The organism is Alitabrizicola rongguiensis, assembly GCF_021491355.1.
In the GTDB taxonomy this organism is placed as follows: Bacteria; Pseudomonadota; Alphaproteobacteria; order Rhodobacterales; family Rhodobacteraceae; genus Aliitabrizicola; species Aliitabrizicola rongguiensis.
In genome coordinates this window covers 1,116,479-1,130,246 of sequence record NZ_JAKENF010000002.1, presented here as the reverse complement: position 1 = coordinate 1,130,246, position 13,768 = coordinate 1,116,479, and the positions used below count along the sequence as shown (strand labels likewise).

Below are 13,768 nucleotides of genomic sequence, written 5' to 3'. Positions count from 1 at the left end.
TGGCCGCGCGCCGCATCACAGGGCCTGTCGACGGCTGCCGGACAGGCTGTCGGCCATCGCCTGCATCGGATTGATCGTCAGGTGCCGCCCCATCGCTGCACTTGCCGCAGCGACATCACGCATCCGGATCGCGGTCAGGACCGAACGGTAGTTGTCGATCTCCTCCTGCACGAGCGTAACCGGAACGCGCGAGACATAGAGGCTACGAACCGACAGGCCGAACAGGAAGTTCAGATATTGCTTGGCAAATCGATTGTCCGATGCGTCGGCGATGATGCGGTGGAACTCTTCGTCGGCGGCAAGCTGCCAATGGACGTCCTCGCGATGGTCGTCCATCTCGGCTTCCATCCGCGCAAGGAAGGCGTCGAATTTCGCAAGGTCTTCGGGGCCGCGCCGTTCGGCCGCCAGGCCGGCAGTGAAGCACTCGAGTTCCCGCCGAAGCTCGTAGGCGCGCATCAGGTCAGCAGGGGTAGCGCTGGCCACGACATAGCCGCGCCGCCCCATGGAAACGACAAGCCCCTCCTGCTCCAGCCGAAGAACGGCTTCGCGCAGGGGCGTGCGGCCGATGCTCAGATCTTCCGTCAGGCGTTTTTCGTCGAGGACCGCATTCGGCGGCAGGATCGCCATCATGATCCTGCTGCGGAGTTCGGCATAGGCCTCGTCGCTCTTGCGCTTGTTCATATCCCGTCGCTCGACCGATATACTTACAATATATTTACGATATACTCGATTCGGCTCATCTGGCAAGATGGGTTGCACGGAAAGGAGAACATGATGCCAACAGCCGCCGACCAGTGGGTCACCCGCAAGCCCTTCGTCACGGGATCGAAGGGCGTCGTCGCTGCCCAGCACGTTCAGGCCGCACGCGCTGGCGCCGAACTGCTGGAGCGCGGTGGAAATGCAGTCGACGCCGCCGTCGCGGCCGCGCTGGCGCTTGGCCCCGTCGAACCCTGGATGTGCGGCGTCGGGGGCAGCGGCTTCATGGTGATCTGGCTTGCGAAAGAAGAGCGCGCGGTCGCCCTCGACTATCAGGGGGTGTTGCCCGCCGATCTGACCGTTGCCGACTATCCGATCGACCCGACCTTGCCTGTGACCTCGATGGGCTTTCCTGCGGTGCGCGGCTTCGCGAACACGCAAGGCGCGACCGCGGTCACCGTGCCGGGGGCCGTAGCGGGCTTTGACCACGCTCTGCAACACTATGGCAGATCTACCCTCGCCGACGCTCTTGAACCGGCGATCCGGCTTGCGGAAGACGGGATTGCGGCCAGCTGGTTCTGCACCCTGATGATCGCCTCTGAAATGACGATCCTGCGCAACGATCCCGTGGCCTCGGCGGTCTTTTTGCCGAACGGTGCGCCGCTTCAGCCAGGCGAGAGGCTGCAGATCCCGAACCTTGCCGAAACGCTCCGTCGCCTCGCACGAGATGGCGCGGCAACGCTCTATGGGGGCGACCTCGGTCGGCAGTTTGTCGAAGAAATGCGGACCAGGGGCAGCAGGATTACGATCCGTGACCTCGAGTCATATGCAGTTCACGACTACGAACCCATGGAAGCGCGGCATCGCGGTATGCGCCTCTTTACACCCGGCGAGCAGAGCGGGGGCATGCGGCAGCGCGATTTCCTGGCAGAAGTCGCGGCGCGGATGCCCGCACCGCGCCGCCAACCTGACGCCGAAAGCTGGCTCGTCTATGCCGAAGCGCTTGAGCAGGCTTGGCGCGCGCACCGCCTGCGCAACGGTACTCTGTCTGAAGTGGGCAGCTCGACCTCGTCGTTGTCGGCCGTCGATGCCGAGGGCAACATGGTCGCCTTGACCTATACGTTGCTCGACCATTTCGGCGCGGGCATCGTCTTGCCCGAGAGCGGACTTCTCCTAAACAACGGCGCGAGCTATTTCGACCCACGCCCGGATTTGCGCACCTCGATGCAGGGCGGAAAGCGGATCAATTCTTCCAACATGGTTCCGACAATCGCGGTGCGCGACGGTATCGCGCAATTCGCCATCGGAGCCTCTGGCGGCGACCTCATCATGCCCTGCGTTTCTCAGATCGCGGCGCTGATGATCGACTTCGGAATGTCACTGGAGGAAGCGATGCATTCACCTCGCCTCGATGCCTCCCATCGCGGCAGCGTCAGGGCAGACCCTCGACTTGGCGCGGAGACGCTGAAACACTTGTCTTCTCGATTTGCTCTGGAGGTTTCCGGCAATGTCGTGATGCCGAAGCTTTACGCTTGCCCGTCTGGAGTGGCCCGTCTGCCGGACGGTTCGGCTGGAGGTGTGAATGACCCCTGCCTTCCAGACGGTGGCGCCGTTGCTGTCTGACACAGCGAGACAGACGCGCCGCAAGCAATGGCTCGCGTGCGCGTCTGCTCGCGCGGTTTAGGCGACCAATTCAATGGCGTGCCCCGTAGTCTTTCGCATGGTTACCGGAAGAACTGGTGGCGTCCCGCCTTCGGTTATGCCTTATCGAAACACAGAGGGGTCAATGCCATGGCGGGCCATCTTGTCATAAAGCGTCTTCCTCGGAATCTTCAGAAGCTGCAATGCCTCCACAACCGATCCGCCGGTCTGCCGCAATACCGATCGGATCAGCGCGGCTTCGTACTCGGCCACCTGAGCCGCGAGGCTTGCCCGTGCGTCGATGCTCTCGTCACGAAATAGGGGGACCGGATCGAGCCCCATGGCCACGGCCTCGGCGAACTGTTGCAGTTCGCGCAGGTTTCCCGGCCAATCATGGCTGTCGAGCCTGGCCTGCACCCCTGCCGAGACCGTTGGCACGGGAAGACCCTGGCGGCGGCTGATGTCGATCAGCAGGCGTCGGAAGATACCCTGCAAATCCTCACGCCGGGCCGAAAGTGGCGGAACATGGATTGAAACGCCGGAAAGGCGATACAGGAGGTCGGACCGGAAATCGCCACGGGATGCCAGCGCCGGAAGATCGGTCGAAGTCGAGGCGAGCATCCTAACATCGAGGGGCCGCTGGGATGTTGCTCCGGCTGGCAGGAACTCGGTGCTACCAAGGATGGACAGCAGCCGCGCTTGCAGAGCCGGCAAAAGCGTGTCGATCGCATCGAAGAAAAGCGTCCCCCGCTGCGCCTTTTCAAGAAGACCCGGAATGCGTTCCGCACGGTTTCCAAGACCTGCTTGACCGAAGAATTCTGCATCGAAACGCGAGGCATCAAGCGCAGCGCAGATGACGTGCACGAAGGGGCGCGATCGGCGGTTCCCCTTGGCATGCAGGGCGCGTGCAACGGCCTCCTTGCCCGATCCAACCGCGCCGATAATCAATGCGTTCACTCCGGTCTCGGCGACGCGGTCGATCGTCTGCCGCAGATGCGTGGCGATGGGGCTGTTGCCCCAGAGGAACGGGTCTTCGCCTGAAGCAGCGGCAAATCCCTCACGCAGGAGGCGGTTCTCGAGGACCAACGCCCGGGACTGCGAGGCACGCCTGAGGGCAGCCGCAAGTTCGTCGGCGCCGGCGGGCTTTGTCAGGAAATCCCAGGCGCCTGCCTTTAGCGCGGCAACGGCCATCTGCACGTCGCCGTGCCCGGTCAGCAGGATGACGGGCAGTTCGGGATCGAGAGCCTGAATCCGGCGCTGGAGCTCTAGCCCGTCCATCCCGGGCATCCGTACGTCTGTCAGGATCACGCCTGGATAATCGGGCGACAGGCCCTGCAATGCGGGTTGGGCCGAGGTGAAGGCCTCGGGCTCGAAGCCGGCAAGTCGAAGGGTCTGCACCTGCGCCGACAAGAGGTCGGGTTCATCATCGACGATCCTGACCTTTGTCCCACCCGGAGTCATTTCGGACCCCTCGGCAGGTCGATGCGGAAGGTTGCTCCCTGTCCGGGGGCGAACGGATCGGCGCGCAGGTCGCCACCGAAGTCGCGCATGATCCCCTGGGCAATGACCAGACCCAATCCAAGGCCATCGGGCTTGCTCGTCGCAAATGGCATGAAGAGTTGCGAGACGATCTCGGGCGAAAGTCCCGGCCCATTGTCGGTGATCGAAAGCTCGACCCTTTCCCCGAAATTGGTGAAACCAAGAGTGATACGGGGATCTGCCTGACCCGCCATAGCCTCTTGCGCGTTCTGGATAAGGTTGACGAGAACCTGCTCCAGCCGGACCGCCTCGACTATCACCGTCAGGTCTGGCGGGATGTCGGGCAAGACGATCTGCGCCCCTTCGACGCGCCTGCGGCTCGCCGTCAGCAGGACCGAGGCTTCGATCGCATCGCGCAGCTTCACCGGCCGGATCTCTCCAGTTGCCTTACGGGAAAAGCCCCGCAGTTCGGTCGTGATCTGGCTGATCCGGTCACTCATCCGAACGATCGAACCAAGGTTCTCCACGACATCCGGAGCCACGCGTTTGGGTAGCATGGCCTGGGCGTTCTCTGCGAGAAGACGGATCGTCGCGAGCGGTTGGTTGATCTCGTGCGCAAGACCTGCTGTCACTTGGCCAAGCGTCGCGAGTTTGTTGGCCTGAACGAGGTCGGCCTGCATTCCGGCAAGCCGCTGCTCGGCTCGACGGCGTTCGGCCATCTCGTCTTGCAGGTCCTTGGTCCGTTCCCTTACGGCCGCCTCAAGCTCGAGGCGACGGTTTGCTTCGGCGCGGACGCGGGCAAGTGCGCGCCTGCGACCGAGGAGCGTCCTGTCCAGCCCAAAGGCCGCAAGAAACATCAGTGAGCCGGCGCCGAGTGCTGCAATCAGGTCGGACTGGCGGGCGGAGGCAGTCGAGGTCACCACGTGCAGGGTCCATGGGGTCAAGGCAATGGGACGGGCGACTGCCAACTCGTTGCTGGCCAAGGGCTGCGCCGGCCGGAAGCGCGTTTCAGGCCGGCTGGAAAGGATGACGTCGCCCTCCGCTCCGGTGACGAAGGTCTGGTCGGCGCTAATGGCCCAGGCAGATTCAAGCTTGTCGAACTCCGTCTTAACAACGACCACCCCAAGCACGCCCTCGGGGCCGGTCACATCGTGGGAAAGATAGAGACCGGGCCGGTGACTGACGGTGCCGAGCGCGAATTGCATTGCCGTGCCATCACGCAACGCCTTGGTGAAGTAGTCGCGGAAGCTGTAATTGACCCCGACGAAGGAATCCGGCTCGTCCCAGTTCGAAGCGGCGATCGCGTCCCCGTCACGATCGAGAACATAGATGACCGAGCTTTGCGTGTCTGCCCGCATCCGGTCGAGCTTGATCGAGACTGCCTCATGCTCGCTGAAGCTCAAGCCGCGCAAGGCGTCCCGGACCAAATCATCGTCAGACAGGATTGCTGCCACCGCCCGCTGCTGGGACAGGATGCTTTCCAGCGATTGGGCCCGTGACTGGGCGCTCGACAGGGCCTCGGTTTCGATGCGCTGTAGCTGGCTTTGGTGGGCCAGCAGGTAGGCGGCAATTGCGCCAGAAACTACCAGGCAAAGCGAGATGAGGCGGATCAGGCCAAGATGCCGGGACGCCAGGCCCGTCAGGAAGGACTCATCTGGCGAGCTTGGCATGCTGCTTCCGTCCATATGCAATATTCCGCACTCAGTAAGGATATTTGTGCGATTATCCACACAGAATGAGCATCTTCAATCAATTCATTTCCCAATGAATCAACATGTTGGGTGTCCAATCCGGTTTCAGGCTCGGCTCCAAGGCATTTGGTAGTCTTTCCGTCACGTTCTCGTCACGAGATCCTTGGAGGAGGAAATCATGCAACTCGACCTACCCGCGTCCGGCGGCGCAGTGGCGCGTCCTTTCTACCGCCATCTCTACTTTCAGGTTCTGGTGGCTATCGCCGCTGGCGCACTTCTTGGCCATTTCTGGCCGAGCGTCGGCGAAGCGATGAAGCCACTTGGTGACGCCTTCATCAAGCTTGTGAAGATGATCATCACCCCGGTGATCTTCCTGACGATCGTGACCGGTCTTGCCGGGATGACCTCGCTGCGCGGTGTTGGATCGGTCGTGGGCAAGGCCTTCGCCTATTTCCTGTTCTTTTCGACCCTTGCCCTGATCGTGGGGATGGTGGTTGCGAACGTCGTCCAGCCGGGAGCAGGGATGAACATCGATCCTGCTACCCTGGATCCTGCCAAGATCACGTCATATGCCGAAAAGGCCCATGAAACGACGCTGACTGGCTTTCTCATGGACGTCATTCCCACGACGATGACCTCGGCCTTTGTTGAAGGAAACATCCTGCAGGTGCTGTTCGTCGCGATCCTTTTCGGGATCTCGCTGATCCTCATCGGCGACAAGGCAAAGCCGATCATCACGCTGTTCGAGGCCGCCGGTGCTGCCGTGTTCCGGGTGGTCGACATCCTGATGAAGGCGGCACCGATCGGGGCTTTCGGCGCCTTCGCCTTCACGATCGGCAAGTACGGCATCGGCTCGGTCGTCAACCTCGCCGCGTTGGTCGGGACCTTCTATCTGACCTCGCTCCTGTTCGTGGTTGTTGTCCTTGGAGCAGTCTGCTGGTTCAACGGCTTCTCGATCTTCCGGCTGATCGGCTATCTGAAGGCTGAGCTTCTGCTTGTCCTTGGCACGTCATCGTCCGAATCCGCACTGCCTTCGCTGATGGAGAAGATGGAAAAAGCCGGTTGCCGCCGGTCTGTCGTTGGGCTGGTTGTGCCGACGGGTTATTCCTTCAACCTCGATGGCACCAACATCTACATGACCCTTGCCGCGCTGTTCATCGCACAGGCAACCAACATCGAGTTGAGCATTCAGGACCAGATCCTGCTTCTGCTTGTGGCGATGCTGTCGTCCAAGGGTGCCGCCGGCGTGACGGGCGCGGGATTTATCACCCTTGCCGCTACTCTGTCAGTCGTCCCGTCGGTCCCGGTGGCAGGCATGGCGATCATCCTGGGCGTCGACCGGTTCATGTCGGAATGCCGTTCGCTGACTAACTTCATCGGCAACGCCGTGGCCACGATCGTGGTCAGCCGTTGGGAAGGCGCGCTGGACCAAGATCGCCTTGAGGCGGCACTTGGTGGGCGCCCGTTCGGCAAAGTCCGCCCGGTGACCAATCTGGCCGTTGCCCCAGCCGGACTGAATATCGGCGAAGCCAGCGCTGATTGATCCGGGGCGCCAGGGGAACTGGTGGCACCAGTCCGATCGAAAGAGGGGTCGGATTGGTTGCCCACGGCGCCAGACGCGCTCTTCGCCTGATGCAATTGTCTGCCCCGGTTCCTCGCCGGGGCAGACTTTTTCGGTCCAAGGTCAGGCTTGACCAGACAGTCCGACGCGGCAGCTTTGGATGTGTTCCCGGCAACCTGCCATGGATGGGACGCCATTGGTGCGGCGCCCCCATAGACGAACGAGGACCGATCCCGCAAACCGGCAGTCGGACGCTTTGGCCCTTCGGGCAGCCGCTTTCCTGTTCCCCTTTAGATTATGTCGAAGTTATCCGCAGTAGGACTGCCGAGAGGACTGGTCAGGTTTGCGAACTTGATCGCGTCTACGCCACCAACGCCATCTGCGTCATAGAGCAGCGATCCCGTTGTTGCGTCGTACAGGATCCTGTGGTCGGCAGTTGTTGCGGCTGCACCGAGCGCGAAGGCGGCGTCATCCAACGGTCCCGTCGACGCCAGTCCCGCAAACACGCCGTCACGGGTGAGCTGGAAATGGTCATGGCCAGGGTCGAAGGACTGAACCGTATCGACATTGGTCGGCCCGAGCGCAGTATTGAACACGAAGGTATCGTCGCCATCGCTGCCGAAGAGGACATCGTTCCCATCGCCCCCCGCCAGCGTATCGTTGCCGATGCCGCCCTTGAGTAGGTCGAGGCCCGATCCTCCTTTCAGAAGGTCGTTGCCAATCCCACCGTCGAGTGTGTCATTGCCTGCATCGCCAGTCAGTTGATTGGCACCTGCATTGCCCGTCAGGCTGTCGTTGAAGGACGATCCCGTCAGGTGCTCGATGCTGATAAGGGTGTCCGTCCCTGAGCCCCCCGTTGCCTGGGCCGCCGCAATGGCTAGGTTCACTTTCACTGCGCTTGAGGCGGTGGTGTAGGAAACGGTGTCACTGCCTGCGGCCCCGTTCAGGATGTTGTTGCCGGCTCCGGCAATCAACAGGTTGTTCAGGCCGTTTCCAGTCAAGTTAGCAGCTCCGCCCAGAGCGATCCGGCCTTCCTCGACGTTGGCCCCGAGCGTGTATGCGGCCAGGAAGGAATTGACCCGGTCGGTCCCGCCGACCGCGGCAATGGCACTGCTCTCCACGACGACATCACTGACGTTATCGACAAAGTAGAGATCGCTGCCGTCCCCGCCGACCATGGTGTCAATCCCTGCGGCGCCATTCAACGTGTCGTCGCCGGCTCCGCCGGTAAGCCGGTTCGCCGCGCCAGAGCCAGTCAAGGCGTCGTTGTGCCCGGAGCCAACAGCGTTTTCGATGTTGATGACCCGGTCCAATCCCGAGTTGCCTGTCGCCTGTGCTGTGGTCAAAGCAAGGTTAATCGCAACTCCACCCGAGGCCGTGGAGTACGAGACGGTATCGACCCCGTTGCCTCCATTTATGACGTTGTCACCGGCCCCTGCAGAAAGGGTGTTTGCAAGGTCGTTGCCAGTCAGGTTGGCGACCCCGGCAGAAAGGATCACGCCGTTTTCGATGTTGGCGCCAAGCGTATAGCTCGCAAGCAGCGAATTGACCCGGTCGATGCCACCGGTTGCGGCCACGGCGTTCGTTTCGGTTACGACATCGCCAACGCTATCGACTGTGTAGGTGTCGCTGCCATCGCCGCCCAGCATCGTGTCGGCGCCTGCTCCTCCGTCGATCGTGTCGTTGCCGCCATTTCCAACCAGACGGTTGTCACCAGCATTGCCGGTAATCGAGTCGTTGAAGCCCGAACCTGCAAGGTGTTCGATATCCACAAGCGTATCCGAGCCCGAGCCGCCAGTCGCCTGCGCCCCCAACACCGCAAGAGATACCGTCACGGCCGACCCAGCGTAGATGTAGGAAGCCGTATCCGACCCGCTGTCACCGTCGAGCGTGTTGTTGCCGGCACCCGCAAAGACTGTGTTGGCAAGGCTATTGCCCGTGATGTTGGCAGTGGCGCCTGACAAGATCCGCCCATTCTCGACGTTGGCGCCGAGGGTATATGCGCCAAGGCTGGAGTTCACGAGATCGGTGCCGCCACTCGCCGCTACCGCGTTGATTTCCGAAACGATATCGCCAGCACTATCGACAAAGTAGATGTCGCTGCCGTCACCGCCGACCATGGTGTCGTCGCCAGCGCCACCGTCGAGCACGTCGTTGCCGGCACCGCCGATCAATTGGTTGGCTGCGCCCGAGCCTGTAAGCGTGTCGCTATAGGCCGAGCCGGTGAGATGCTCGATGTCGATCAGCCTGTCCGCTCCGGATCCACCGGTCGCCTGCACAGTAGTGATCGCGAGATTGAGCCGTACCCCGCCGCTAGCCGTAGAGTAGGACGCGACGTCGCTGCCTGCGCCACCATTCAACACGTTGTTGCCGGCCCCTGCGGTCAGCAAGTTGTTCAACTCGTTCCCGGTCATGCTCGCCACACCGGCAGACAAGATGCGTCCATTCTCGACGTTGGCGCCAAGCGTGTAGGCTGCGAGATTGGACATTACGGTGTCGGTCCCGCCAGTGACGGAGTCACTGTTGGTCTCGGATACGACATCTCCGATGCTATCGACGGTATAGCTGTCACTGCCATTGCCGCCAATCATCGTGTCGTTGCCGACGGCACCATTGATGGCGTCATTCCCATCAAGGCCGAGAAGCCGGTTTCCGCCGGCGTTCCCTGTCAACGTATCGTTCGAGTTCGACCCTTCGATATTTTCTATGGCAACGAGCGTGTCTGTACCTGATCCTCCGGTCGCCTGGGCAGTTGTCAATCCGAGGTTCAGCCGCACACCCGCCGTTGCAGAGATATAGGATACAGTATCGGTGCCTGCGTCACCGTTCAGGATGTTGTTGCCCGACCCGGCATACAGGGTATTGCCGAGGGCGTTGCCCGTCAGGTTCGCCGCTCCACCAGAGAGGATCCTGCCATTCTCGACATTGGCCGTGAGCGTGTAGGCCGAGAGGAACGAGTTGACGAGATCAACACCACCAGTTGAACTGCTGGCATTGGTTTCAGACACGGCGTCCCCGACGTTGTCGACAGTATAGGCGTCACTTCCATCGCCGCCCACCATCGTGTCTGCGCCAGTTCCGCCATTCAGTGTGTCACTGCCTGCCCCGCCGGTAATGCGGTTCGCGCCACCATTACCGGTCAGCGTGTCGCTGAAGGCGGACCCAATCAGGTTCTCGATGCTGAGGAGGGTATCCAAACCTGAATTGCCAGTTGCCTGCGCTGTCGTTACCGCAAGGCTGACAGTCACTGGACCGGATGCGGCGGAATAGGAAACCGTGTCGATTCCCGCGCCGCCGTTCATCACGTTGTCGCCGGCACCCGCAAAGAGCGTGTTGCCCAGGCCGTTCCCGGTCATGCTCGCCACACCGGCAGACATGATGCGTCCATTCTCGACGTTGGTGCCAAGCGAATAGGCCGCCAGATAGGAGTTTACCAAATCTGTGCCACCCGTTGCGGCAGCCGCGTTGGTTTCCGAAACGACATCGCCGGTACTATCGACGAAGTAGCTATCGCTGCCATCTCCGCCGACCATGGTGTCGTCACCGATACCGCCGTCGAGCACGTCATTGCCGGCGCCACCGGTCAGTCGGTTTGCCTCGCCGTTCCCCGTAAGCGTATCGTTTCCAATGCCACCGGTCAGCGCTTCGATCTCGATGAAGGTATCCCCGATGGCAATGCCAGTATTCAGGCCGCTGTCGGACAGGTTGGCAACAAGACCGACCGTTGCGTCGGCATAATCGGCTGTATCGAAGCCGTCTCCGCCGTTGAGTTCATCGCGACCGACTCCGCCGCGTAACAGGTCACTGCCATCATCGCCTCTGAGCAAGTCGTCTTCTGCTCCGCCGAACAGTCGATCGCTCCCACCTCTACCGGAGAGCCAGTTCTGCAAGCCGTTCCCTGTGATGGTGTCAGCCACCTCCGTACCTGAGACGCCATCAATCAAGGTCAGTTTGTCGGTCGCGCCAAAGCCGTCAACCACGGTGCCGGTCGCAAGATTGGCTACGATCCCGCGGGTTCCGCCTTCGTTTGCATCGTTCCGGTAAGCAGCGACTTCGAAACCACTGGTGCCGACCATGGTATCGGCACCGCCAAGCCCTTCGAACTCGATCCAGCCCGCGCCTGCCAGTCCGGTAAACTTGTCGGCCAGACGCGTTCCCTGGACCGCCTCGATGCCGATCAGGAGGTCTGCCTTGCCATAAGTGTCAATCGCGACGCCGGTCGTCAGATTGACGTTCACGCCCTTCAGGTTCGGGTTGTCCCACTCTTCGTTGCGGTACTGAACCCGGTCAAATCCATTGGCTCCGCCGATAATCGTGTCTGCGCCATCATGGCCGGTGAACCCTTCGAAACGCCAAGTATCCACCGCCTCGTCGATCGACGAGATGATGTCGTTGTCCTGGGACCCTTCGAAGAAATGTGCGTAAGTGAAGGTGTCGTTTACCAGACCCGCAAAGCCAGATTTGGTCGTCCCGGTTCCATCAGCTCCAACGGAGATCGTCAGACCGCCAACACTGCGCAGATCGGAATAGCTGATGTCGATCCCGTCATCCTGAACATTGAACAGCGACGCCGAGCCGATGATCGTGTTGGCGCCAAGGCCGGGCTTGATGTAATCGCCCCAGATCTCGCTGGTTCCCGATGCATCTATCTGGTCGTTGCCATCTCCGCCTTCGATATAGTCGTTGCCTCCACCGCCAATCAGCGTGTCGTTGCCGGAATAGCCGATAAGGTCATTGTCCTTACCGTCTCCGGTCAGACGGTCATTGAAATCCGTGCCTTCGGCCAACTCGATCGAGATGAGCGTATCGGTGTTTCCGAAGCCGTCTTTGGCGGTCCCGGTAGACAGATTGACGGTGACACCAGAATTCCCCCCGTTTTCGGCGTCGTTCGAGTAAACCACTCTGTCGCGGTCACCGGTGCCACCATCGATCAAGTCTGTGCCGGATCCCCCGGTGAACCGGTCATCTCCATTGCCACCAAAGAGTGAATCGTTGTCGGATCCTCCCTCCAGTTCATCGTCGTCATCACCGCCAGACAGTGAATCGTTCCCGCCTTCGCCAGACAGATTCTGCGCCCCGCTTGCGCCGGTCATGACATCGTCAAAGCCAGTGCCGCGGATCCGATCGATGCCGGAGAAGACGTCAGTCGAGCCTGACCAGTCGAGGATGGAGCCCGCTGTGGCCGACGAAAACACAACCGAGATACCTGTCGCGGCGTCGCCGTCGTCCTTGTAGGACATCGTGTCCCAGTCGGCACCTCCGTAGACAACGTCAAAACCTGCCCCGGCTTCGATGTAGTCTTCGCCGGTTCCTCCATTGAGTGTGTCGTTGCCGTAGAAGCCGCCGAGGTAATCGTTCCCACCGTTCCCGATCAGGGAATCGTTGCCCTCGTCGCCGAAAAACTCCTCATCTCCGGCTCCGCCATAGACGGAGTCGTTGAAGATCGATCCATTGACGGCCTCGATCGAGATGAACTTCTCGGCGAAGCCGAAGTTGTCGATTCCGGTTCCGGTTGCAAGGTTTACGAGGATCCCTCTGGTGCCGTTGCCTTCGCCATCATCGAAGTAGTCGACCCGATCCCAGCCCGTGCCGCCATCGAAAGTGTCGCTTCCGGTGCCGCCACGAAAATTGTCATCACCGCCTCGTCCGACAAAGCTGTCATTGCCTTGACGGCCCTGTAGGGTGTTGTTGCCACCATTGCCGCGCAACACGTCAGAGAAAACAGAGCCGCGGGCATCTGCAAAATTCAGCAAGGTATCCGTGTTGCCGAATCCATCCCTCGCAACGCCCGTCCCAAGATCGACGATTACGCCTTGCTTGGCGCCATATCGATCATCTCGAATATAATCTACCCGGTTCCCTCCGCCGCCACCATTGAGCGTGTCGTTGCCGGCGAGGCCCATGATATTGTTCCATTCGTCATCACCGACGATGGAATCTCCAAACCTGCTGCCGCGCACCCGTTCGATTTCGCTGACGACATCCGTGCCGCCCAACCCGTCAGTTGCAATTCCGGTACTAAGATTGACGTTGACGCCTGATAGTGCTTCGTCGTTGGCGAGTTCGTCTTCATCGTCGCCACCTGATCCGCCGTCGATCGTGTCATTGCCGGCTCCTCCAATCAGGTAGTCGCCCTCGTCTCCGCCAAAGATTGAGTCGTTACCGTTTCCGCCAAGAATGTCGTCCTCGCCTCCGAGGCCTTTCAGGGTGTCGTTGCCGCCATTACCTTCAATGTAATCACCGTCTTCGGTGCCATCGATTGCTTCCGCACTGCTCCCGCCGATAAAATCCATAACTCCGCCCCCCCCCGAGGATTGAGAACTCACAAAATATCAATGTATCACAACATTAGCATTTGCTGAAACGCTGATACACACCTGCCATTCCCAGATCGGGCCGCCCGGCATTGGTCGAACTGCATGAGTTGTCCTTCGGCCAAAGGCGATGATCTGCTCTCTTGCCTGATGAGAAATGATCCATCGAACCTTGCCGGGCTGATTGGACAGGAATGGTGCGCAGTTTGAGGCGTTGGGACAGGGTTTCTGTAGCGGCGGTCATGTTGCCGGAGGAAAAGCCACTTCCAATCAATGTTTTGATGCAGAAAGACCCGAATGCTGGCAATCTGCGCAGGTTGGGGTGTTCAACGCGGCAGCCCTGTCGCCGCCCCTCGAATGCCGTGGTCCGGCAAGAGAAGGCGGCA

6 protein-coding genes are annotated in these 13,768 nt (G+C 60.8%); 2 read left to right on the top strand and 4 right to left on the bottom strand.

Annotation, left to right across the window (positions count from 1 at the left end):
* Nucleotides 1–15 precede the first annotated feature (15 nt).
* The gene (locus L0V05_RS11290) at nucleotides 16–681 is read right to left on the bottom strand and encodes a GntR family transcriptional regulator (RefSeq protein WP_234870481.1); all 666 of its coding nucleotides are present in this window, start codon (nucleotides 679–681) and stop codon (nucleotides 16–18) included.
* Nucleotides 682–774: 93 nt separating this feature from the next.
* Between L0V05_RS11290 and L0V05_RS11285 the strand changes: the two genes are divergently transcribed.
* Entirely contained in the window at nucleotides 775–2,319 is a 1,545-nt protein-coding gene (locus L0V05_RS11285) for a gamma-glutamyltransferase (protein WP_234870479.1), read from the top strand.
* A 141-nt stretch (nucleotides 2,320–2,460) separates the two neighbouring features.
* Here the strand turns inward: L0V05_RS11285 and L0V05_RS11280 are convergent, their stop codons facing one another.
* Both L0V05_RS11280 and L0V05_RS11275 read right to left on the bottom strand, forming a co-directional pair.
* On the bottom strand, nucleotides 2,461–3,798 hold the full coding sequence (locus L0V05_RS11280; protein WP_234870477.1) for a sigma-54-dependent transcriptional regulator: 1,338 nt from the start codon (nucleotides 3,796–3,798) through the stop codon (nucleotides 2,461–2,463).
* Nucleotides 3,795–5,501: a sensor histidine kinase gene (locus L0V05_RS11275; RefSeq protein ID WP_234870476.1), complete on the bottom strand. Its 1,707-nt coding sequence runs from the start codon at nucleotides 5,499–5,501 to the stop codon at nucleotides 3,795–3,797. The genes L0V05_RS11280 and L0V05_RS11275 overlap by 4 nt, the downstream gene beginning before the upstream one ends.
* A 184-nt stretch (nucleotides 5,502–5,685) precedes the next feature.
* Between L0V05_RS11275 and L0V05_RS11270 the strand changes: the two genes are divergently transcribed.
* Nucleotides 5,686–7,050 carry a dicarboxylate/amino acid:cation symporter gene (locus L0V05_RS11270; RefSeq protein WP_234870474.1) on the top strand — a complete coding sequence of 455 codons (1,365 nt, stop codon included), beginning with the start codon at nucleotides 5,686–5,688 and terminating at the stop codon, nucleotides 7,048–7,050.
* A 308-nt stretch (nucleotides 7,051–7,358) separates the two neighbouring features.
* Here L0V05_RS11270 and L0V05_RS11265 read toward each other — a convergent pair whose 3' ends face one another.
* Nucleotides 7,359–13,361 (bottom strand): calcium-binding protein, encoded by a 6,003-nt coding sequence (locus L0V05_RS11265; RefSeq protein WP_264757842.1) that lies wholly within the window; start codon nucleotides 13,359–13,361, stop codon nucleotides 7,359–7,361.
* Between the last annotated feature and the right edge of the window lie 407 nt (nucleotides 13,362–13,768).

What these genes read in the sequence shown, in the direction of transcription:
- L0V05_RS11290 (WP_234870481.1), bottom strand. Translation starts at nt 681, where the DNA reads ATGAACAAGCGCAAGAGCGACGAGGCCTATGCCGAACTCCGCAGCAGG.
- L0V05_RS11285 (WP_234870479.1), top strand. Translation starts at nt 775, where the DNA reads ATGCCAACAGCCGCCGACCAGTGGGTCACCCGCAAGCCCTTCGTCACG.
- L0V05_RS11280 (WP_234870477.1), bottom strand. Translation starts at nt 3,798, where the DNA reads ATGACTCCGGGTGGGACAAAGGTCAGGATCGTCGATGATGAACCCGAC.
- L0V05_RS11275 (WP_234870476.1), bottom strand. Translation starts at nt 5,501, where the DNA reads ATGGACGGAAGCAGCATGCCAAGCTCGCCAGATGAGTCCTTCCTGACG.
- L0V05_RS11270 (WP_234870474.1), top strand. Translation starts at nt 5,686, where the DNA reads ATGCAACTCGACCTACCCGCGTCCGGCGGCGCAGTGGCGCGTCCTTTC.
- L0V05_RS11265 (WP_264757842.1), bottom strand. Translation starts at nt 13,361, where the DNA reads ATGGATTTTATCGGCGGGAGCAGTGCGGAAGCAATCGATGGCACCGAA.